General features: G+C 67.4%; 16 protein-coding genes. 6 read left to right on the top strand and 10 right to left on the bottom strand.

Annotated features, from left to right (window positions below; genetic code table 11):
* Positions 1 to 202: 202 nt before the first annotated feature.
* The 8 genes from tpiA to uvrC all read right to left on the bottom strand — a co-directional run bounded on the left by tpiA (position 203) and on the right by uvrC (position 9,740).
* Positions 203 to 979: a triose-phosphate isomerase gene (gene tpiA, locus I6B53_RS05635; protein ID WP_216765238.1), complete on the bottom strand. Its 777-nt coding sequence runs from the start codon at positions 977 to 979 to the stop codon at positions 203 to 205.
* Between the two features lie 3 nt (positions 980 to 982).
* Entirely contained in the window at positions 983 to 2,173 is a 1,191-nt protein-coding gene (gene pgk, locus I6B53_RS05630) for a phosphoglycerate kinase (protein ID WP_216765237.1), read from the bottom strand.
* A 127-nt stretch (positions 2,174 to 2,300) separates the two neighbouring features.
* Entirely contained in the window at positions 2,301 to 3,308 is a 1,008-nt protein-coding gene (gene gap, locus I6B53_RS05625; protein WP_216765236.1) for a type I glyceraldehyde-3-phosphate dehydrogenase, read from the bottom strand.
* 186 nt (positions 3,309 to 3,494) lie between these two features.
* Entirely contained in the window at positions 3,495 to 4,478 is a 984-nt protein-coding gene (gene whiA, locus I6B53_RS05620; RefSeq protein WP_216765235.1) for a DNA-binding protein WhiA, read from the bottom strand.
* Positions 4,479 to 4,517: 39 nt separating this feature from the next.
* Complete coding sequence (gene yvcK / locus I6B53_RS05615; RefSeq protein ID WP_216765360.1) at positions 4,518 to 5,522, bottom strand: uridine diphosphate-N-acetylglucosamine-binding protein YvcK; 1,005 nt, start codon at positions 5,520 to 5,522, stop codon at positions 4,518 to 4,520.
* On the bottom strand, positions 5,522 to 6,475 hold the full coding sequence (rapZ, locus tag I6B53_RS05610; RefSeq protein WP_216765234.1) for an RNase adapter RapZ: 954 nt from the start codon (positions 6,473 to 6,475) through the stop codon (positions 5,522 to 5,524). Before rapZ ends, yvcK begins: the two co-directional genes overlap by 1 nt.
* Positions 6,472 to 7,707 (bottom strand): formate-dependent phosphoribosylglycinamide formyltransferase, encoded by a 1,236-nt coding sequence (purT, locus tag I6B53_RS05605; protein WP_216765233.1) that lies wholly within the window; start codon positions 7,705 to 7,707, stop codon positions 6,472 to 6,474. The genes rapZ and purT overlap by 4 nt, the downstream gene beginning before the upstream one ends.
* Positions 7,704 to 9,740 carry an excinuclease ABC subunit UvrC gene (uvrC, locus tag I6B53_RS05600; RefSeq protein ID WP_216765232.1) on the bottom strand — a complete coding sequence of 679 codons (2,037 nt, stop codon included), beginning with the start codon at positions 9,738 to 9,740 and terminating at the stop codon, positions 7,704 to 7,706. The genes purT and uvrC overlap by 4 nt, the downstream gene beginning before the upstream one ends.
* Before the next feature lie 157 nt (positions 9,741 to 9,897).
* Between uvrC and glnA the strand changes: the two genes are divergently transcribed.
* The 4 genes from glnA to I6B53_RS05580 all read left to right on the top strand — a co-directional run bounded on the left by glnA (position 9,898) and on the right by I6B53_RS05580 (position 15,997).
* The gene (gene glnA, locus I6B53_RS05595; protein ID WP_216765231.1) at positions 9,898 to 11,322 is read left to right on the top strand and encodes a type I glutamate--ammonia ligase; all 1,425 of its coding nucleotides are present in this window, start codon (positions 9,898 to 9,900) and stop codon (positions 11,320 to 11,322) included.
* A gap of 187 nt (positions 11,323 to 11,509) precedes the next feature.
* Entirely contained in the window at positions 11,510 to 13,336 is a 1,827-nt protein-coding gene (locus I6B53_RS05590) for a long-chain fatty acid--CoA ligase (protein ID WP_216765230.1), read from the top strand.
* Positions 13,336 to 15,267, top strand: a complete 1,932-nt coding sequence (locus I6B53_RS05585) for a long-chain fatty acid--CoA ligase (RefSeq protein WP_216765359.1) — start codon at positions 13,336 to 13,338, stop codon at positions 15,265 to 15,267. Before I6B53_RS05590 ends, I6B53_RS05585 begins: the two co-directional genes overlap by 1 nt.
* A 10-nt stretch (positions 15,268 to 15,277) precedes the next feature.
* The gene (locus I6B53_RS05580) at positions 15,278 to 15,997 is read left to right on the top strand and encodes an SDR family oxidoreductase (RefSeq protein WP_216765229.1); all 720 of its coding nucleotides are present in this window, start codon (positions 15,278 to 15,280) and stop codon (positions 15,995 to 15,997) included.
* A 38-nt stretch (positions 15,998 to 16,035) separates the two neighbouring features.
* On the opposite strand, the gene uvrA is transcribed toward I6B53_RS05580, so the two are convergent.
* Positions 16,036 to 18,897 (bottom strand): excinuclease ABC subunit UvrA, encoded by a 2,862-nt coding sequence (uvrA, locus tag I6B53_RS05575; RefSeq protein WP_216765228.1) that lies wholly within the window; start codon positions 18,895 to 18,897, stop codon positions 16,036 to 16,038.
* A gap of 85 nt (positions 18,898 to 18,982) precedes the next feature.
* Between uvrA and I6B53_RS05570 the strand changes: the two genes are divergently transcribed.
* Entirely contained in the window at positions 18,983 to 19,300 is a 318-nt protein-coding gene (locus tag I6B53_RS05570) for a YciI family protein (RefSeq protein WP_216765227.1), read from the top strand.
* Between the two features lie 49 nt (positions 19,301 to 19,349).
* Here the strand turns inward: I6B53_RS05570 and I6B53_RS05565 are convergent, their stop codons facing one another.
* On the bottom strand, positions 19,350 to 20,165 hold the full coding sequence (locus I6B53_RS05565) for an alpha/beta fold hydrolase (protein WP_216765226.1): 816 nt from the start codon (positions 20,163 to 20,165) through the stop codon (positions 19,350 to 19,352).
* 140 nt (positions 20,166 to 20,305) lie between these two features.
* On the opposite strand from I6B53_RS05565, the gene I6B53_RS05560 reads away from it, so the two are divergent.
* Positions 20,306 to 20,587, top strand: coding sequence for a YciI family protein (locus I6B53_RS05560; protein WP_216765225.1), 282 nt, complete (start codon positions 20,306 to 20,308; stop codon positions 20,585 to 20,587).
* Positions 20,588 to 20,601 lie beyond the last annotated feature (14 nt).

Here is a 20,601-nt window from a genome sequence, read left to right as displayed (position 1 = left end):
CGACGGAGGGCGGAAACATCTCAAGTATAGGTGCCCCTCGGGGTGAGCGACCAAATGCCGTGCCCGAAGGTGAGCGGCGCCGCTCCTGCGATGTCGCCCCTTCAATCTCTGTCGTGACCTGCGCCACGTGCACAAAGGGGCCCGCTGCCGAAGCAGCGGGCCCCCAGCGTGAATCTTGGGCGCCCCGACGGGCGCACCCCGATCAGGCGTAGAAGCGGCACATGGCGGCGAAGGACTCGGCCTTCAGCGAGGCCCCACCGATCAGGGCGCCGTCGATGTCGGCCTGAGCCATGAGCTCCTTGATGTTGTCCGGCTTGGCGGAGCCGCCGTAGAGCACGCGGGTCGCCTCGGCGGTGTCAGCGCCGAAGTCTTCCGCCAAAGCCGCGCGAATGGCGCCGCAGACTTCCTGTGCGTCAGCCGCCGTCGCCGTCTCGCCGGTTCCGATCGCCCAGATGGGTTCGTAGGCGATGACGATCTTCGCGACGTCCTGGCCGGACCAACCCGCCAGGGCGGCGCGGATCTGACCCAGGACGAAGTCGACGTGGGTGCCGGCCTTGCGGATCTCCAGAGCCTCACCGCAGCACAGGATCGGCGTCATTCCCGCGTCCAGAACCTTGCGGGCCTTGGCTCCCACCAATTCGTCGGACTCGTTGTGGTACTCGCGGCGCTCCGAGTGGCCCATGACCACGTAGCTGCAGCCCAACTTGGACAGCATCGCAGCGGAGATCTCACCGGTGTAGGCACCGTTGTCGTGGATCGACACGTCCTGGGCGCCATACTCGATGGCCAGTTCGTCCGCGTCGACGATGGTCTGCACGGTGCGGATGTCGGTGAAAGGCGGGATCACCAGGACCTCGCACTTGGCGAAGTCGTGGTCGTTGTCCCGCAGTTCCATTGCCAGGCCCTGGACGAGGTGGTTGGCCTCGAGGTGGTCGAGGTTCATCTTCCAGTTGCCGGCCATCAGGGGGGTGCGTGTCATTGTTCAGTCCTCCAGAACTGCGATACCGGGCAGGACCTTGCCCTCGAGGAGCTCGAGGGAGGCACCGCCGCCAGTGGAGATGTGGGAGAAGGTGGCCTCGTCGAAGCCGAGGAGGCGCACTGCGGCCGCCGAGTCGCCGCCGCCGATGACCGAGAACATGCCCCCCTCGGACAGGGCCTTGGCCACAGCCTTCGTACCCTCTGCGAAGGTCGGGAACTCGAAGACGCCCATGGGGCCGTTCCAGGCCACCGTCTTGCAGGCGGCGATCTTCGATGCGAAGAGTTCCCGGGAGGCCGGGCCGATGTCCAGACCCATCTGGTCGTCCGGAATCGCGTCCGCGGACACGACGGTCGCAGGCGCATCGGCCGCGAAGGTGGGGGCCACGACGATGTCGGTGGGCAGCACCAGGTCGACGCCGCGTTCGGCGGCCTCGGCGATGTAGCCCTTGACGGTCTCGATCTGGTCCTGCTCCAGCAGGGAGGTGCCCACGGAGTAGCCCTTGGCGGCCAGGAAGGTGTAGACCATGCCGCCGCCGATGAACAGCATGTCGGCCTTGGTCAGCAGGTTCGCGATGACACCCAGCTTGTCGGAGACCTTCGAGCCGCCCAGGACCACGCCGTAGGGGCGCTCCGGGTTCTCGGTGGCCTTGCGCAGCGACTCGATCTCCTTGAGGACCAGAAGACCTGCGGCGGCCGGCACCAGCTTGGCGATGTCGTAGACGGAAGCCTGCTTGCGGTGGACGACTCCGAAGCCGTCAGAGACGAAGGCGTCACCCAGGGCGGCGAATTCGGCGGCCAAGGCGGCGCGCTCCTCGTCGACCTTGGAGGTTTCGCGTGCGTCGAAGCGGACGTTCTCCAGCAGGGCGATCTCGCCCTCGCCAAGGGCCTCCACGACGGCCTTGGCCGAGGGGCCGGTCACGTCCTCGGCCAGGGTGACGGGGGCCTCGACCAGTTCTCCGAGGCGCTTGGCGACCGGGGCAAGTGAGAAGTCGGGGTTGACCTCACCCTTGGGGCGACCCAAGTGGGCCATGACGACCACCTTGGCGCCCGCGGCGAGCAGGGTCTTGAGGGTGGGAAGTGCGGCGCGGATGCGACCGTCGTCGGTGATCACGCCGTCCTTGAGGGGGACGTTGAAGTCGGAGCGGACCAGGACGCGCTTTCCGCGCAGGTCGCCCAAGGACTCGATGGTCTTCATTTGACAAGCCTTTCGTAGGGCGGGCGGGCCATCGGTGCCCGCACGGTCTTGACGGACGCGAGCGCCCGCACACCCGAAGTGGGGTGCGGGCGCTCGACGTCGATCACCGGAGTCGGTGCGTCCGGTCTCAGGCGAGCTTCGAACCGACCAGGGCGGCCAGCTCGACGAGGCGGTTGGAGTAGCCCCACTCGTTGTCGTACCAGGACAGGACCTTCACGAGATCGCCGATGACCTTGGTCTCGGTGGCATCGAAGATCGAGGAGTGCGGGTCGCCGACGATGTCGGTGGAGACGATCGGATCCTCGGTGTAGAGCAGGATGCCCTTGAGCTCACCCTCGGCAGCGGCCTTGACGGCGGCCTTGACGGACTCGACGTCGACCGGCTTCTCGGCCTGGAAGGTGAGGTCGGTCAGGGAGCCCGTCGGGGTGGGAACACGCACGGCCAGGCCGTCGAACTTGCCCTTGAGCTCCGGCAGGACCAGGGCGACAGCCTGGGCGGCGCCGGTCTTGGTGGGGATCATGTTGAGGGCGGCGGCGCGGGCGCGACGCAGGTCCGAGTGCGGGGCGTCCAGGACGCGCTGGTCACCGGTGTAGGAGTGGATGGTGGTCATGATGCCGCGGACGATGCCGAACTCGGCGTGCAGGACCTTGGCAAGGGGGGCCAGGCAGTTGGTGGTGCACGAGGCGTTCGAGACGATGTGCATGGTCTCGTTGTCGTAGTCGCCCTCGTTCACGCCCATGACGAAGGTGCCGTCGACATTCTTCGCGGGAGCGGAGATGAGGACCTTCTTGGCGCCGGCCTCCAGGTGGGCCTTGGCCTTCTCGCCGTCGGTGAAGAAGCCGGTCGACTCGATGACGACGTCCACGCCGAGCTCGCCCCAAGGCAGGTCGGCGGGGTTGCGCTCGGCCAGGGCGCGGATCTTCTTGCCGTTGACGATGATGTACTCGTCGTCGTAGGAGACCTCACCGGAGAAACGGCCCAGGATCGAGTCGTACTTGAGCAGGTGGGCAAGGGTCTTGTTGTCGGTCAGGTCGTTGACCGCGACGATCTCGATGTCCGCACCCTGCTCGAGGGCGGCGCGGAAGAAGTTGCGTCCGATGCGGCCGAAGCCGTTGATGCCAACGCGAGTGGTCACTGTTGTCCTCCTGCTGGTGCCCGCCCAAGCGGGCACATCGTGTCGTTCACGGGTCCGACGGGTGCCGGTCCGTGCCGCAGCGAACTGCGGTTCCAGCACCCTCAAATCTACACCGCTTTGTGACCTGCGTCAGTGTCCTACGTCCCCACTCATTGCAAGGCCCGTCTGTCGAAGGCACCTCGGAGCTCAGTCGTCCTCGAACATGTCCAGGGTCAGGGCCGCCTCGGTGTCCGGGATTCCCCGCTCATGTGCGGCTTTGTCGGCCATGGCCAGAAGACGTCGAATGCGCCCGGCCACCGCGTCCTTCGTGAGCGGCGGGTCGGTCTTCTTGCCGAGTTCCTCCAAGGACGCCTGCTTGAACTCCAGGCGCAGACGGCCGGCCTCCAGCAGGTGAGCGGGGACCTCCTCCCCGAGGATCTCGAAGGCCCGCTCGACCCGGGCCCCCGCTGCCACCGCCGCACGCGCAGAACGCCGCAGGTTCGCGTCGTCGAAGTTCGCCAGGCGATTCGCACTGCCCCGGGCCTCTCGGCGTTCGCGGCGCTGCTGCCAGGTCTCGTGGGTGGCGGCGGCTCCCATGGCTTCGATGACCAGGGCGATGCCTTCCGCATCGCGCACCGACACCCGGTCAGTGCCACGCACTTCCTTCGATCGGGCCTGTGCGCCGAGTTTGCGGGCGGCGCCCACCATGGCCAACGCCACCTCCGGGCCAGGGCAGGTGATCTCCAGTGACGAGGATCGTCCAGGCTCCATGAGGGAACCGCGCGCCAGGAACGCGCCCCTCCACGTGGCGGCGGCGATTGCGGTGCCACCGGCCACCAGCAGCGGCGGCAGTCCGCGCACAGGAAGTCGTGAGGAGTCGACCAGGCCCGTGAGCCGGGCGATCTCGTCGGCCCTCTTGACGACTCGGACGACGTATCGTTTGCCCCGCCGCAGCGACCCGCCCGAGACGACGACGACCGTCGACTCGGCGTTGTACAGGGCCCCGAGGAATGCACACAGCCGCCTGGCGGCCACGGGCGAATCGAGTTCGGCCTCGATGAGGATCCGTCCGCCCACAAGGTGCAGGCCACCGGCGAAGCGCAGGGTCGCGGAGACCTCGGCAGCCATCACGGCCTGTTGGGTGACGGCCATGCGGGCCAGCTCGTCCTTCATGTCACTGGTGAGGGACACCTGGGGTCCTTTCGGGGTCGGATCGTTGATGGGGTCCGGTCAGCTCAACCACGGCTCACTGCGGCCGACCTCACCGAGGAACCCGTCGAAGGCGTCCCTCAGGGCGGCCGCCAGACGCAGCGGGTCGTGGTGCGGGGCTCCGTCACCGGTGCGCACCTGGCGCAGGAGGATTCGAGCACCCATCTCCTCGCTGGCGGCGAAGAGCTCGTCGATGTCGTCGGTGGCCGTGGGGTCGGCGATGACGACGTCCAATTTGAAGTCAGGGGCGTATTCACGAAGCACCCGCACATGGTCGGCGGTGGTCATCGTGTCCGTCTCTCCGCGCTGGCGTGCCAAGTTGAGGACGAGGGCGCGGTGGGCGTCCGTCGTCACGAGGTCCCGGTGCAGTTCCGGCACCAGCAGGTGCGGTATGACGCTGGTGTACCAGGAGCCCGGCCCGAGGACCACCCAGTCGGCCTCGGAGATCGCCGTGCGCACCTGAGCGGGAACGGGTGGTTCGGTGGGTTGCAGACGCACGTGGGTCACCCTGCCGGGCGCCACCGCGACGCGGGACTGGCCGGACACGGAGTAGGTGTGTCCTGCATCGTCCATGTCCGCCTCGATGTGCAGGGGCACCGACGACATGGGCAGGACCCGGCCGGAGGCCCCGAGAAGGCGCCCCACAAGGTCCAGGCCTTCGATCGGGTCGTCGAGCAACTGCCACAGTCCCGCGATGAGAAGGTTGCCCAAGGCGTGCCCGTCCAGGTGCCCCGTGGTGGACAGCCGCGTCTGCATGACGTCACGCCATGTCAGTCCCCATTCGCTTTCTTCACACAGGGAGGCCAACGCCATGCGCAGATCACCCGGGGGCAAGACCTCCATCTCGTTGCGCAGACGCCCCGAGGAACCGCCGTCGTCGGCCACAGTGACCACTGCGGTCAGGCGGCGGGTGATGTGACGCAGGGCCCGCAAGGTGGCGGACAGCCCGTGACCACCGCCCAGGGCGACGACCGAGGGCCCGGATTCGCCGCGTTGGACCCAGCCCGCAGCATCGAGGTAGACCATCATTCCCTTCCCAGGTCGCGGTGGACGACCCTGACGGCGAAGCCCTTCTCACGCAGACGCGAAGCGACGACCTCGGTGGTGGCCACAGAACGGTGCTTCCCGCCGGTGCAGCCGATGGCGATGGTCGCGAAGGGCTTGAGTTCGGCCAGGTAGCCGGGCAGCATCGTCGCCAGCAGGTCCGCGTAGCCGATCGCCAGGTCTCGGGCGCCGGGCTGCGACAGGACGTACTGGGCCACTGCCTGGTCACGGCCGGTGAGGTGACGCAACTCGTCGACCCAGTACGGGTTCTTCAGGAAGCGGACGTCCAGGACATGATCGGCATCCAGCGGCAGCCCGTACTTGAATCCGAAGGACTCGACGGTGACCCTCAGGGGCCGCTCCTCCGCGCCGGCGACCACGTCACGAATGTGTCGTGTGAGGTCGTGGACACTCATTCCGGAGGTGTCGACGATCTCGTCGGCGACGCGCCTGAGAGGTTCGAGCAGGCGCGCCTCGGCGGCGATGCCGTCCAGGATGGTGCCCTCCCCTTGCAGGGGATGGGGGCGCCGGTTCGACTCGTAGCGGCGGACCAGGGTCTCCGGAGAGGCTTCGAGGAAAACGACCCTGTAGGCGGCACCCATGAGTTTGAGCTGGTCCAGGGTCTCCAGCAGATCCGTGAAGAACGCACGCGAGCGCACGTCGACAACGGCGGCGAGACGGTGCACCCCCTCTCCTCCGGGTGCCATCATGCCGACGAGGGCGGGCAGCATGCGCGGAGGCAGGTTGTCGACCACGTACCAGTCGAGGTCCTCCAGTGCGCGTGCGGCACCGGTGCGTCCGGCCCCGGAGCAGCCGGTGATGATGAGGACTTCGTTGGTCTCACCGACGACAGGCGCGGCCTTCTCGTCGAGAAGGGGAATTCCGTGGGGAACGGTCGGCGGGTCGACCTCTGTTCCGGGATCGCGTGGGCTCATGCGTCCAAGGATGCCACTGCCGGGGCGACAGTGACGAGGTCCGCGGCCCGAAAGGCGCAACTCCGAGCACTCTCGACGTCCTCGCCGTGGGCAAGGGCGACGCCGAGACGCCGGTCGGCCCGGGTCACGGGCTTTCCGAAGATCCGCACACCGGCACCGCTCGCCAAGGCTTGGGCCACGCCAAAGTACCGGGCGTCCTCGACGGCGCCGGTGGACATGATGACGGCAGAGGCGCCCGGGCGCTTCAGTGCAGTGTCCACCGGCATGCCGAGGACCGCGCGCACGTGCAGGTCGAACTCGGACTGGTCCTGGGAGGCCATGGTGACCATGCCGGTGTCGTGGGGGCGCGGCGAGAGCTCGGAGAACCACACCTCGTCCCCGGCCACGAAGAACTCGACCCCGAACAGCCCCAGGCAGGGCCCCTGACCGCGCACGGCCAGCGCATCGGTGACCTCACGGGCCATCCGCCGGGCGCTGGCGAGGGCCGCGTCTGACACGGCGGCCGGTTGCCAGGACTCGACGTAGTCGCCGCCTTCCTGGCGGTGGCCGATGGGCGCGCAGAAGCCGGTGACGACACGCCCCTGGTGGGGATCCCAGGACCTGACTGTGAGCAGGGTGATCTCACAGTCGAAGTTGATCTCTTCTTCGACGATGACGCGTCCGGTGTGGCAGCGCGCCTGGGTGCAAGCACGCTCCCATGCCTCTTCGGCCTGGTCGGCACTGGTGATGCGTGACTGGCCGTGGCCCGACGAGGACATCGTCGGTTTGACGAAGGCCGGCAGACCCGTGTGACGAAGGGCCTCACGCAGCTCCTGCACGTTGGAGGCGAAGCGGAAGGCGGAGGTGCGCACTGCCGAAAGGCTGTCCGCCAGGGCACGGATGCGTTGGCGGTCCATGGTGGCCTGCACCGCGAAGGCATTGGGTACCACTCGGGCTCGGCCGGATCGTTCGACGGCGGCGAGTTCGTCAGTGGCGATGGCTTCGACCTCGGGGACCACCAGGTCCACGTGGACCCGGCCCAACAGCGAGGAGAGTGCCTGGCCGTCAGTCATGTCCAGGACGACGCTTTCGTGTGCCACCTGCATGGCCGGAGCCCCCGGGTAGGAGTCGGCGGCAATGACGTGGCATCCGAGGCGCTGGAAGGCGATGGTGAGTTCCTTGCCCAGTTCGCCGGATCCGAGCAGGAGGATGCGGGCGGGCAGGGCCATCGGCAGTGTGGGGGTCGTTCTCATCGCTCCTCCGTGGTCGGGCCGTCGTCCATTGTGCCTTCTCGAAGACTGTCGAGGACCGTCGCCGCCAGGGTCGGCCCGATTCCCTTGACGCCCGCCACGTCCTCCACGGTGGCCCGCCTCAAGCGTTTGACGGAACCGAAGGCTCTGAGCAGCGCCGCCTGTCGGGTGGGGCCCAGCCCCGGCACCGCATCCAACACGGAGCGGGTCTGCCCCTTCGTCCGACGTTTGCGGTGTTTGGTGATGGCGAAGCGGTGGGACTCGTCCCTCAGGTGCTGAAGCAGGTACAGGCCCGCCGAGGTGCGCGGCAGGACGACGGGGAAATCGTCGCCCGGCACCCAGACCTCCTCCAGGCGTTTGGCCAGTCCCACCACCGGCACGTCCACTCCGGCCTCATCCAGTGCGGCGCGCGCGCAAGCCACTTGGGGTGGGCCGCCGTCGACGACGACCAGGTCCGGCCGGTAGGAGAAGCGTCGGGCGCGTCCGGTGGCGGGGTCGACCGGACCGGAGTCGAACGCGACCCCTTCCTCGTCCTCGCCCTGGACGCCGGACTCCTCGGCCAGCAGACGGCGGAATCGCCGCAGGAGCACCTCGCGCATGGCGGCGGTGTCGTCGCTGGCCCCGCTGCCGTCCTCCCCGCGCACGTTGAAGGTGCGGTAGGCGGACTTCTTCGGGGCACCGTCCTCGAAAACGACCATGGAGGCCACCTGGAACGTGCCGCCCGTGTGGGAGACGTCGTAGCACTCGATGCGCAGTGGGGCGGCGGGAAGGTCGAGGGCCCCGGCCAGTTCTTCGAGTGCGCGAGACCGTTGGGTGAGGTCCCCGGCCCGCCGGGTGCGGTGCAGGGTGAGCGCCTCGACGGCGTTCTTCCTCACGAGGTCCATGAGCCCGGCCTTGGCCCCGCGTGCGGGCACGTGCAGGCGCACCTTCGCCCCGCGCAATGTGGTCAGCCACTGCTCCAGCGTGTCGGCGTCCTCCGGTTGCACCGAGACGAGGACTTCGCGGGGCAGGGCCTGGGTGGGAGTGTGCACGACATCGTCCACCGACGAGGGCGCCGCCCGGCCGGTGGGGCGTCCCCGCAGGGGCGCGGCGGCAGGGGGCAGGTCACCGTAGACCTGTTCGAGAAGACGCGCCATGAGGGCGGCCTCGTCGGCGCCGTCACTGCGGTCGACCACCCATCCTCGGGTGCCGCGCACGCGGCCGCCCCGCACGTGGAAGACGTGGACTGCGGCGTCCAACTCGTCGGTCACCAGGGCGAAGACGTCGGCGTCGGTGCCGTCGTCCAGGACCACCGTGTTGCGTTCGAGGACCTTGCGCAGGGCGGCGAGGTCGTCGCGAAGACGTGCTGCGGCCTCGAAATCCAGGGCTGCGGAGGCCTCACGCATACGTGCTTCGAGATCGCGGATGAAGGGGCCGGTGCGCCCGTCCAGGAACTCGCACAGTTGTTCGGCAAGCTCCCGGTGGGTGTCCTCGTCGATGCGTCCCACGCACGGGGCCGAGCACTTGTCGATGTACCCCAAGAGGCAGGGCCGCCCTTGGGCGCCGGCTCGCTGGAACACTCCGGCGCTGCACGTGCGCACGGGGAAGACACGCAGGAGAAGGTCGATGGTCTCGCGGATCGCCCACACCTGCGCGTAGGGGCCGAAGAATCGTTCACCACGCCTCCTGGCCCGGCGTGTCACCTGGACGCGCGGGAAACGCTCCCCCATGGTCACCGACAGGTACGGGTAGGACTTGTCGTCCTTGTACATGACGTTGAAACGCGGGTCGAACTCCTTGATCCACTGGAACTCCAGGGTGAGGGCCTCGATCTCGGAGTTGACCACCGTCCACTGGACGCCGGAGGCGGTGGTGACCATCTGCTGGGTGCGCGGGTGAAGGTTGGCGAGGTCCTGGAAGTAGTTGGTCAGCCGCGAACGCAGGTTCTTCGCCTTGCCGACGTAGATCACCCTGCCCTGCTCGTCCCTGAATCGGTAGACACCCGGGCTCGTGGGGATGTCACCCGTGCGAGGTCGATACGTCGAGGGGTCTGGCACCCGTCAAGGATACTCGGGCCACGTCACGATACGGACGGGCCCCGAGAGGCGCCCTCCATGGTCCACTACACTTCCCTTTGGCGCACATTGACGAATCTTTGACCCCACGTCATTCGCCGACAGATGGCGCCCGGGTTCCCGCCAGGAAGGACAGGACATGTTCACCAGCCCCAGCGAGGTCATCGAGTACATCGAAAAGGAGGCAGTCGAATACATCGATGTGCGCTTCTGCGACCTGCCCGGCGTCCAGCAGCACTTCACGGTCCCGGCCAGTGAGTTCACAGGCAGCGCCCTCGAGGACGGCCTCATGTTCGACGGGTCGTCGATCCGCGGCTTCACGGCCATCCACGAGTCCGACATGAAGCTCATCCCGGACATCACCTCGTGCTTCGTCGATCCTTTCCGCGCGGCCAAGACCTTGGTCATCATCTTCTCCATCGTCGACCCCTTCACCGACGACCCCTTCTCACGCGACCCCCGTCAGGTCGCCGCCAAGGCGGAGGCGCACCTGCGTTCCACGGGCATCGCCGACCAGTGCTTCATCGGGGCCGAAGCGGAGTTCTTCCTCTTCGACGACGTGCGCTACGAGGTCACCCCGCAGCACAGCTTCTTCTCCGTGGACTCCTGCGCCGCCCACTGGAACACGGGCCGCGCGGAGGAAGGCGGGAACCTCGGCTACAAGACCCGCATCAAAGGCGGCTACTTCCCCGTGACCCCCTCCGACAAGTTCGCTGACGTGCGCGACGTCATGTCGCGTCGTCTGGCCGAGGTCGGTCTGGTCGTCGAACGCGCCCACCACGAGGTCGGCTCGGCCGGCCAACAGGAGATCAACTACCGTTTCGCCACCCTGCAGCGTGCGGCCGACGACATGATGAAGTTCAAGTACGTCATCAAGAACACGGCCATCGAGTTCGGGCACACGGCGACCTTCATGCCCAAGCCCGTCCACGGCGACAACGGTTCGGGCATGCACACCCACCTGTCCCTGTGGAAGGAAGGCGAACCCCTCTTCTACGACGAGAGCGGCTACGGGTCCCTGTCCGACACGGCGCGTTGGTTCATCGGCGGCCTGTTGGACCATGCACCGGCCCTCCTGGCCTTCACGAACCCCTCCGTGAATTCCTTCCGTCGTCTCGTGCCCGGTTTCGAAGCGCCCATCAACCTCGTGTACTCGGCCCGAAATCGCTCGGCCTGCATTCGCATTCCCGTCACCGGCACCTCGCCGAAGGCCAAGCGTGTCGAGTACCGCGTACCCGACCCCTCGGCCAACCCGTACCTGGCCTTCTCCGCATGTCTCATGGCCGGCATCGACGGCATCCGCCGTCGAATCGAGCCGACAGCCCCCATCGACAAGGACCTCTACGAGCTTCCGCCGGCCGAGTACCACGACATCGCCAAGCTCCCCCACTCCTTGGAGGCGGCGTTGGAGGCCCTTCGCCAGGACCACGAGTTCCTCACCGAAGGCGAAGTCTTCACCCAGGACCTGATCGACACGTGGCTGGAGTACAAGGAGGTCAATGAGGTGGCACCCATGCGGGCCTACCCCCACCCCTTCGAGTACGAGCTCTACTACGACCTGTGAGCGGCCGGCCGAGCACGGCCCTTCCTCACCCGGACCCCGCAGGGCGTACCTGCGGGGTCCTTTTCCACCCGCTTGCCCACCTCGATGCACGGGTGCATCCACCCGGCGCTTCTGCTCGCACTAGACTTCTACGGGGCCGATCCTCGGCCTCGGGCACTGACCGACGCCACCCGCGGGAGGGGTAGACATGAGACGACACCGCGACGGTTCCTGGTCCGAAAAGATCAGGTTCACCCTTGACCGACGCGACACGGTTCCCGCTCTGCTCGCACGGCGCGCCCGCAGGCACCCGAAAGACGTCGCCGTCATCCGCACCGACGAGGTCGGCGCCAGCCGGAAGATCACCGCCGACGAATTGCAGGTCGAGGTCCAGACCTTGGCACGCGGCCTCGTGGGACGTGGGATCCGCCCGGGCGAAGCGGTCGCCATCTTGTCTTCCACCTCGTACGAATGGATGCTCCTGGACCTCGCGATCCTCTCCGTCGGAGCGATCACCGTCCCGATCTACGAGTCGGACTCCGCCGAACAGATCGCCCACATCCTCTCCGACGCCTCCGTGGTCGAGGTCGTCACCGCCACCACCCAGCAGGCCGAACTGGTCCAGACCGTCCGCACCCCGTCGGTGCGCAGCGTGGCGGCACTGGACAAGGGCTTCATGCGTGAACTCCAGGGCGCAGCGAAGACCATTCCGCCCAGCGCCGTCGAGCAGCGTCTGTCGCGCCTGGACCTGGATGACGTGGCCACCATCATCTACACCTCGGGGACCACGGGCCGCCCCAAGGGCGTGACCCTGACCCACCGCAACTTCGTGGGGACCGTCGAGTCGGCCCGACAGATCCTGCCGGAGATCGTCGAGAACCCCGAGACCCGCCTGTTGCTCTTCCTGCCGCTGGCCCACGTCCTTGCGCGTTACATCATGCATCTCATCCTCTCCGGGCGTGGGGTCATGGCCTTCTCGCCCGACGTGAAGAACCTTCTCCGCGACATCGCCGCATTCAAACCCAGCGTCCTCCTGGCCGTACCAAGGGTTCTGGAGAAGGTCTACAACGCGGCCGCGGCCAAAGCCGGAGGCGGCCTCAAGGGGCGCATGTTCTCCTGGTCCGCCAAACAGGCCCGCGACTGGTCGGCCGGTTCCGAGCACGCCTTGGGCCCCTCGCCGGCACTTCGCCTGCGTCACCGGATCGCCGACAGACTCGTGCTCGGCAAGATCCGCGACGTCCTGGGCCCGAACATGAAGTTCATCGTCTGCGGCGGAGCGCCCCTGGCCACCGATCTGTTCCGGTTCTTCGTCGGCACGGGACTCACCGTCCTCCAGGGATACGGATTGTCGGAGACCACCGGCCCCATCTCCGTCCAACGGCCCGGCGCGAACCCCGCGGGAACGGTCGGCCTGGTCCTGCCCGGCAACAGGCTGCGCATCTCGCGCGACGGAGAAATCCTCGTCAAAGGCGTCTCCGTCATGCAGGGCTACTGGAACCTTCCCTCGGAGACCGCCCAGGCCATCGAGGACGGGTGGTTCCACACCGGCGACCTCGGCTCCATCTCCCGCAAGGGCCAGTTGACGATCACCGGCCGCAAGAAGGAACTCATCGTCACCGCCGGAGGCAAGAACGTCTCACCGGAAATCCTCGAAGACTCCCTTGCCACACATCCGCTCATCGCCAATGTCATCGTCGTCGGTGAAGCACGCCCCTACATCGGAGCCCTCATCACCCTGGACCAGGAGATGTTGCCGACCTGGCTGCGCAACCACGGGCTCGCCCCGGTCGACGCAGCCCACGCGGCCGACCTGCCGGCCGTGCGCGAATCACTGGACAAGGCGATCGCGCGCGCCAACAGCGCGGTCTCACGAGCAGAGTCGATCCGCCGCTTCCGCATCGTCGACGCGGTCTTCACCGTCGAGAACGGGTACATGACCCCGTCCTTGAAACTCCGCAGATCCGCGGTGCTCAAGGACTACGCCCACGAAGTCGACGCCCTCTACGCCGAAGGCGCCCGCGAAGGAGATCGATGATGCCCCTGCTCCGCCAGCTCGACGAGACCACCTGGGAGATCCCTCCTTTCCGCAAGGCCGACCCCTCGTGGAACCTGCCCACCATGATGCGCAAGCGGGCCAAGGAACACCCCGGGCGGGTGGCGATCGAAAAGCGCAGCGGCGTCGGAGGATGGCGTGAGGTCACCATCGACGAATTCGTCCGCCACGTCGAAGACATCGCCAGGGGTCTCGCCGGCTCCGGTCTGCGCCCCGGCGACCACTTGGCGATCCTCGCCCCGACCTCGTACGAATGGGCACTGATCGATCTGGCGGCCCTGTCCTGCGGCGCCGTGACCGTCCCCATCTACGAGACGGACTCGGCGGCGCAGATCGAACACATCCTCGTCGACGCGGACGTCAGCATCGTCGTCACCGCCACCTCGCAGCAGGCCGACCTTGTCCGCTCCGTGGCCACCGAACGCGTGCGCATGATCCTGTCCTTCGACACAGGCGCCGAGAGGACCTTGGCAACCGCGGCCCGTGAGGTCTCCCCTGAGGAGATCGACAGGCGGGTGGAGGCCCAGTGCCTTGCCGACCCGGCCACCATCATCTACACCTCGGGCACGACGGGTCAGCCGAAGGGCATCGTCCTGACCCATGGGAACTTCATCGAGTCCTTCATCCAGGCCTTCGACTTCCTTCCGGAGCTCGTCGACTCCACGAAGGCCCGGACCCTGTTGTTCCTGCCCGTGGCGCACTCCCTGGCGCGCTTCGTCATGTACGCGATGCTCGCTGGCAAGGGCCGTGTGGCCTTCGTGCCGGACACCTCTAACCTGCTCTCCGACATCGCGACCTTCAAGCCGACCATGCTCCTGGTGGTCCCGCGTGTCCTGGAAAAGGTCTTCAACTCCGCCACCGCCAAGGCGGGAGGGGGCTTCAAGGGCCGGGTCTTCTCGTGGGCGGCGCGCCAGGCCCGGCAGATGTCCCACGCCACCGCCTACGCGGGTGCGAAGGAGATCGAAAGGGTCGGCACCACCGGGTCGACCTCGTCGGACACCACCCGTGTCCAGGACCCCGCGCTGCAGGCCTCCCCCGGCCCGAATTTCGCTCTTCGCGTGCGCATGCGTGCCGCCGACGCCGTCGCCTTGGGCAAGGTGAAGGCCGCACTGGGGCCGAATCTGCACACGATCATCTGCGGCGGTGCGCCCCTGGCGGCCGACCTCGCCCACTTCTACAGGGGCCTTGGCCTCACCCTGCTTCAGGGCTACGGCCTGTCGGAGACCACCGGCCCCATCACCGTCGAGTGGCCCGACGACTTCCCTCCGGACTCCGTCGGTTTCCCATGGCCCGGCAACCAGATCCGCATCGCCGAGGACGGGGAGATCCTCATGAAGGGCGTGTGCGTGACCCGCGGCTACCACAACCTGCCCGAAGAGACCGAAGCGGCCTTCGTCGACGGCTGGTTCCGCTCCGGCGACCTGGGGGCCTTCGACGACTCGGGCCACCTGCGCATCACCGGTCGCAAGAAGGAACTCATCGTCACCGCCGGCGGAAAGAACGTCTCACCTGAGGTGCTGGAGGACTCCCTGCAGACCCATCCGCTGATCTCCCACGTCATCGCGGTCGGTGACCAACGGCCCTACATCGGAGCCCTCATCACCTTGGACCCGGAGATGTTGCCCTTGTGGCTCAAGGCGAAGGGGATCGAGGGCGCGGAGGGCCTGGATCCGGAGCGCGCCGCCGACCTGCCGATCGTACGCGAGTCCCTGGAAAAGGCCATCGCCAAGGCGAATCGGAAGGTGTCACGGGCCGAGTCGATCCGTCGCTACCGGATCATCAATGCGGCGTTCACGGTCGAGAACGGCTATCTGACTCCCTCGCTCAAGCTCAAGCGTAGTCTGGTCCTGTGGGACTTCGAAGACGAGGTCGACGCCCTCTACGCCGACGGCGCCGCCGAACAGGGGCGGTGAGGTGGCTGAGGTGACCACATCTGCTCGCGGGGCGCCGCCCGTGGCTCTCGTCACCGGCGCCACTCGAGGGCTGAGGCTGGCGATCGCCCGGGAACTCGGCCGGGACCATCACGTCCTCGTCGGCGGGCGTGAGCTGTCGGCAGTGGCGCGGGTCGTTGCGGAGTTGCCCAGTGCATCCCCTTTCGTTGCGGACCTCGCCGACGAGGAGGCCCTCGCCAGAGCTTTTGCCGAAGCGGCGGCCCGGGTCGGCAGGATGGACGTCCTCGTCCACAACGCAGGGGTGGCCACGCATGCCGACATCGAGGCCTCCGACCGGTCCCTGTGGCGTTCCACCTTCGAGGTCAATGTCGTTGCGGTCGCCGACCTCACGCGACTGGCCCTGCCCGTGCTGCGGGCGTCCGCGGGCACGTTGATCCTGGTCAACTCGGGGGCCGGAGTGCGGATCTACCCGGGCCAGGTCGCCTACACGGCGTCGAAGTGGGCACTGCGCGCCCTCACCGAATGCGTCAGGGAACAGGAACGAGGCCGCATCCGCGTCACCGCCGTCCACCCGGGCCGCATCGACACCGACATGCAAGTCGCCCTGCAGACCCAAGCAGGTCGAGGCTACGACCCTGCGGACCACATGTCGCCGCTGGACGTGGCACGCGCGGTGCGTGCTGCCGTCGACATGCCTGCGGGTGCGAGCATCGACGAGATCCACATGAGGACCACGGAAGCCAAGTCCTGACCCACGCGTGACACCCGGGCAGGACTCGTCCTCACGTCTCAGGACGCCGCGTCGCGGGCTGCATCGCGCGCAAAGGTGTGCGCCAAGTACTGGCCGGTGAAGGAACCTTCCACGGCGGCCACCTGCTCGGGAGTCCCTTCGGCCACCACCCGGCCGCCGCCGGAACCGCCCTCGGGCCCCATGTCGACGATCCAGTCCGCGCACTTGATGACATCCAGGTTGTGTTCGATGACGATCACCGTGTTGCCCTTGCCCACCAGGGACTGCAGGACCAGCAGCAACTTCCTGATGTCCTCCGAGTGCAAGCCGGTGGTCGGCTCGTCCAGGACGTAGACGCTGCGCCCGTTCGAACGGCGCTGCAACTCGGAGGCGAGTTTGACGCGCTGAGCCTCGCCACCGGACAAGGTGGTGGCCGACTGGCCCAGACGCACGTAACCCAGACCCACTTCGACCAGTGTGTTCAGGTGGCGGGCAATGCGCTGCACGGGGGCGAAGAACTCGGCCGCCTCGGCGATCGGCATGTCGAGGACGTCAGCCACGGACTTGCCCTTGTAGAGGATCTCCAGCGTTTCCCGGTTGTAGCGGGCGCCGTGGCACACCTCGCAGGGCACGTAGACGTCCGGCAGGAAGTTCATCTCGATGCGCAAGGTGCCATCGCCCTTGCAGGATTCGCAGCGCCCGCCCTTGACGTTGAAGCTGAAGCGCCCGGGACCGTAGCCACGTACCTTCGCCTCGGGGACCTCGGCGAAAAGAGTACGGATCTGGTCCCACACCCCCGTGTAGGTGGCGGGGTTGGAGCGCGGCGTACGCCCGATCGGCGACTGGTCGACGTGGACGACCTTGTCCAGTTCCTCGGCACCCGTCACCGTGCGGTGACGGCCCGGGACCACTCGGGCACCGTTGAGCCTGGCGGCCAGGGAACGGTAGAGGATGTGGTTGACCAGTGTCGATTTCCCTGAGCCGGAGACGCCTGTGACCGCAGTGAAACAGGACAGGGGGAAGGACACGGTGACGTCGTCCAGGTTGTGCTCCCTGGCCCCCTTGACGGTGAGTTTGCGCCGGGGATCGACCGGCCGGCGCGAAGCCGGTGCCACGATGCGACGACGCCCGGACAGGTAGTCGCCGGTGACCGAGCGGTGGTTCTCCTTGAGTTCGGCCAGCGTTCCCGAGTGCACGACCCAGCCGCCGTGTTCGCCGGCTCCCGGTCCGATGTCGACGATCCAGTCGGCCGCCTCCATGGTCTCCTCGTCGTGTTCGACCACGATGAGGGTGTTGCCCAAGTCCCTCAACCGCTGCAGGGTCTTGATGAGCCGCGCGTTGTCCCTCTGATGCAAGCCGATGGAGGGCTCGTCCAGGACGTAGAGGACCCCCACCAGGCCCGACCCGATCTGGGTGGCCAAGCGGATGCGTTGGGCCTCGCCTCCCGACAGGGTCCCCGCCGAACGCGACAGGGTGAGGTAGGCCAAGCCCACGTCGAGGAGGAAGTCCAGGCGCGCGTGGATCTCCTGCAGGATGGGACGGGCGATCGCCGCCGCCCTCGCGTCCAGGTCCAGGTCCTCCAGGTGCGCACGCGCATCGGCAATCGACAGGTCGGAGAGCTGGGCGATGGACAGGCCCGCGATGTGCACGGCCAGGACCTCTGGGCGCAGACGCGCCCCCTTGCACGAGGGGCAGGGCACTTCACGCATGTATGCGTCCAACTTGCCCAAGGTCCACGCGGACTCGGTCTCGGTGCGCTTGCGTTCGATGTAGGTGACGGCGCCCTCGAATCCCGTGGTGTAGGAACGTTCCCTGCCCCAACGGTTGCGGAACTTGACCTTGACCTCGTAGTCGCGGCCGAAGAGGATCGCGTCGCGCACCTCCTGGGACAGGTCCTTCCACGGGGTGTGCACGTCGAAGCCCATCTCCTTGCCCAAGGCTTCGAGCAACTTCACGTGGTACTTGAGATTCGAGGACCAGGGGGTCACCGCCCCATCGGCCAGCGTGAGTTCCTCGTCAGGGACGACCAGGTCGGCGTCGACCTCGGTGCGGATTCCCAGACCCGTGCACTCGGGGCAGGCACCGTAGGGGGCGTTGAAGGAGAAGGTCCGCGGTTCGATCTCCTCCAGGGCAAGCGGGTGGTCGTTCGGACAGGAGCGCTTCTCGGAGTAACGGCGTGAACGCTCCGGATCATCCTGCGGAAGGTCCACGCAGTCGATGGTCACCAGCCCGTCGGACAGACGCAGTGCGGTTTCCACCGAGTCCGCAAGGCGCTGACGCATTCCCGGGCGCACGACCAGACGGTCGACGACCACGTCTATGTCGTGCTTGAGCTTCTTCTCCAATGTGGGCGCTTGGTCCAGGCGTACCGCCTGTCCGTCGACGACGGCCCGAGAAAATCCCTGTTGGCGCAGTTCCTCGAAGAGGTCCTGGTACTCGCCCTTTCGGCCACGCACCACCGGGGAGAGCACCTGGAATCGGGTGCCTTCGTCCATGGATCGCACTCGGTCCACGATCTGCTGGGCGGTCTGGGCCTGGATGCGTGCCCCGCAGGTCGGGCAGTGGGCGATGCCGGCACGCGCATAGAGCAGACGCAGGTAGTCGTGGATCTCGGTGATGGTGCCCACGGTGGATCGAGGGTTCTTCGAGGTCGACTTCTGGTCGATGGAGACCGCGGGTGACAGCCCCTCGATGAAGTCGACGTCCGGCTTGTCCATCTGCCCGAGGAACTGCCTGGCGTAGGAGGACAGCGACTCGACGTAGCGACGCTGCCCCTCGGCGAAGATCGTGTCGAATGCCAAGGAGGACTTGCCCGATCCCGACAGTCCGGAAAAAACGATCATCGAGTCCCTGGGCAGGTCCAGGTCGACTCCCTTGAGATTGTGTTCCCGGGCGCCCCGGACGATGAGAGTGTCGTGCACCCAGCGATCCTACCTCTGCCGGCGCCTCCCCAATCGCACACCTGTTCCATCGCCGGGGAGAAGTCGCTCAGGTCATAATGTGCCCATGGCCCTCTACGTGATCGAGTACACCTACGACCATTCCCTCGCCTCCCTGCTGCAGACCTTCCGCCCCGCACACCGTCAATTCCTTCGCGACCTCAATGCGAAGGGCGTCCTGGTGGCCTCCGGGTGGCTCCGCGAGGGCAGCGAGGAAGGGGCGCTCATCATCCTTCACGCCGACTCGGCCGCCGCTGCCGCGGCACACCTGGAGGAGGACCCGTTCAACGTCCAGGGCTTCATCGTCCAGCGTCGTGTCCGTGAGTGGATCCCCACCATCGGCGAGGGCGCCGAGGGTTTCGACACCGACTTCCCGATTTCCTGAGCCCCGTCCCGTCCGGCGTGCAATGGCGCACCCGGCCGGGCCGGTCCCCTCACATGGCCTCGGTCCTGCGCACGAGGTCGACCAGGGCTCCCGCGACCAAGTGGGGAGCCTCCATGGCGCTCATGTGGCGGGCGCTGGACACGGGGAGGAATTGCACGAGTGGGCTCGCGCCGCCTCGCAGGGCCTCCACGGTGCGCGCCCCGTCCTCGAAGGCGCATCCTGCGTCGAACTCTGCGGCCACGACAAGGGCGGGGCACGAGATTTCTCCCAGCCGTTGCGTCAGGTCCGTCTTGGCCAGGATCTCGCAGGCCTGCGCGTAGCCGTGCGGATCGCAGTGCGCGTAGGCGGAGGCGATCCCTGCAACCGCTTGCTGTCCGGGGCCTTTGGTGTACTCGGGGGTGAACCAGCGCTGCATCACCGGTGCGACCAAGTGCTCCACCCCGTGGGCGCGCACGTCGTCGATGCGTTCACGCCAGGCGTGGGGCGTCCCCGCGCGCGGGCCGGAACTCATGCACGCCAGAGAGCGGACCCTGTCCCCCAGGTGCAGTGGAGCCGCCAGGGCCAGCAGGCCGCCGATGGACAGGCCCCCGACATGCACCTTTCCGATGCCCGACCGATCCAGACTGCGCCCCAAGGCCGCGAAGAGCTGTTCGGTGTCCATCTCGGAGTCGATGGGAGCCACAGGGGCGCCTCCGTGTCCGGGCAGGTCGAAGCGGACGAGCGTGACCCACGGGGTGAGCAGTGGGACCAGCTGGTCCCACATGATGTGGCTCGATCCCAGCGAGTGTCCCAGAACCAAAGTCGGCGCATCCGCCTGCTCCGTACAGGGGTCGATGGTGAGTTGCAGCGTCCAGTCCTGTGTCATGGCCCTTCCTTCCCTCCTCGTGGATAGGGCGTCCAGTCGGTGGTGGTGCCCGGAGTCGATTGTGCCAAACCGCGTGCCCATGCGGAACCGGTGTTTGCGTGGCACCGCCGTGGCGCACGCCCGCGCATTAGGGTGGGGCCATGGCAGTCTTCGCAGTCGAATACGTGTACGATCCTTCCGCCTCCGAGACGATGGAGCGGATCCGCCCCGACCACCGCGCCTACCTCGGCAGCCTTGCCGAACGGGGTGTGAACGTCGCTTCGGGCCCGTGGGTGGGCTCAGGGCCGGGTGCCCTCGTCATCATGAGGGCCGACAGCGCCGAGCAGGTGGAAGCCCTCTTGGACAAGGACCCCTTCAAGGTCGCCGGGGTCATCACCGGGCGCATCGTGCGCGAATGGAACCCGGTCATCGGCTCCATCTGAGTCGGGGCCCCGCC

Source organism: Schaalia sp. 19OD2882, from assembly GCF_018986735.1.
In the GTDB taxonomy this organism is placed as follows: domain Bacteria; phylum Actinomycetota; class Actinomycetes; order Actinomycetales; family Actinomycetaceae; genus Pauljensenia.
Note: the sequence above shows the minus strand (reverse complement) of the source record. Positions and strands in the feature narration are given on the sequence as shown.

Coding starts and splice junctions, on each gene's coding strand:
- tpiA (WP_216765238.1), bottom strand. CDS start 979: ATGACACGCACCCCCCTGATGGCCGGCAACTGGAAGATGAACCTCGAC.
- pgk (WP_216765237.1), bottom strand. CDS start 2,173: ATGAAGACCATCGAGTCCTTGGGCGACCTGCGCGGAAAGCGCGTCCTG.
- yvcK (WP_216765360.1), bottom strand. CDS start 5,522: ATGGTCTACCTCGATGCTGCGGGCTGGGTCCAACGCGGCGAATCCGGG.
- rapZ (WP_216765234.1), bottom strand. CDS start 6,475: ATGAGCCCACGCGATCCCGGAACAGAGGTCGACCCGCCGACCGTTCCC.
- purT (WP_216765233.1), bottom strand. CDS start 7,707: ATGAGAACGACCCCCACACTGCCGATGGCCCTGCCCGCCCGCATCCTC.
- glnA (WP_216765231.1), top strand. CDS start 9,898: ATGTTCACCAGCCCCAGCGAGGTCATCGAGTACATCGAAAAGGAGGCA.
- I6B53_RS05590 (WP_216765230.1), top strand. CDS start 11,510: ATGAGACGACACCGCGACGGTTCCTGGTCCGAAAAGATCAGGTTCACC.
- I6B53_RS05585 (WP_216765359.1), top strand. CDS start 13,336: ATGCCCCTGCTCCGCCAGCTCGACGAGACCACCTGGGAGATCCCTCCT.
- I6B53_RS05570 (WP_216765227.1), top strand. CDS start 18,983: ATGGCCCTCTACGTGATCGAGTACACCTACGACCATTCCCTCGCCTCC.
- I6B53_RS05565 (WP_216765226.1), bottom strand. CDS start 20,165: ATGACACAGGACTGGACGCTGCAACTCACCATCGACCCCTGTACGGAG.
- I6B53_RS05560 (WP_216765225.1), top strand. CDS start 20,306: ATGGCAGTCTTCGCAGTCGAATACGTGTACGATCCTTCCGCCTCCGAG.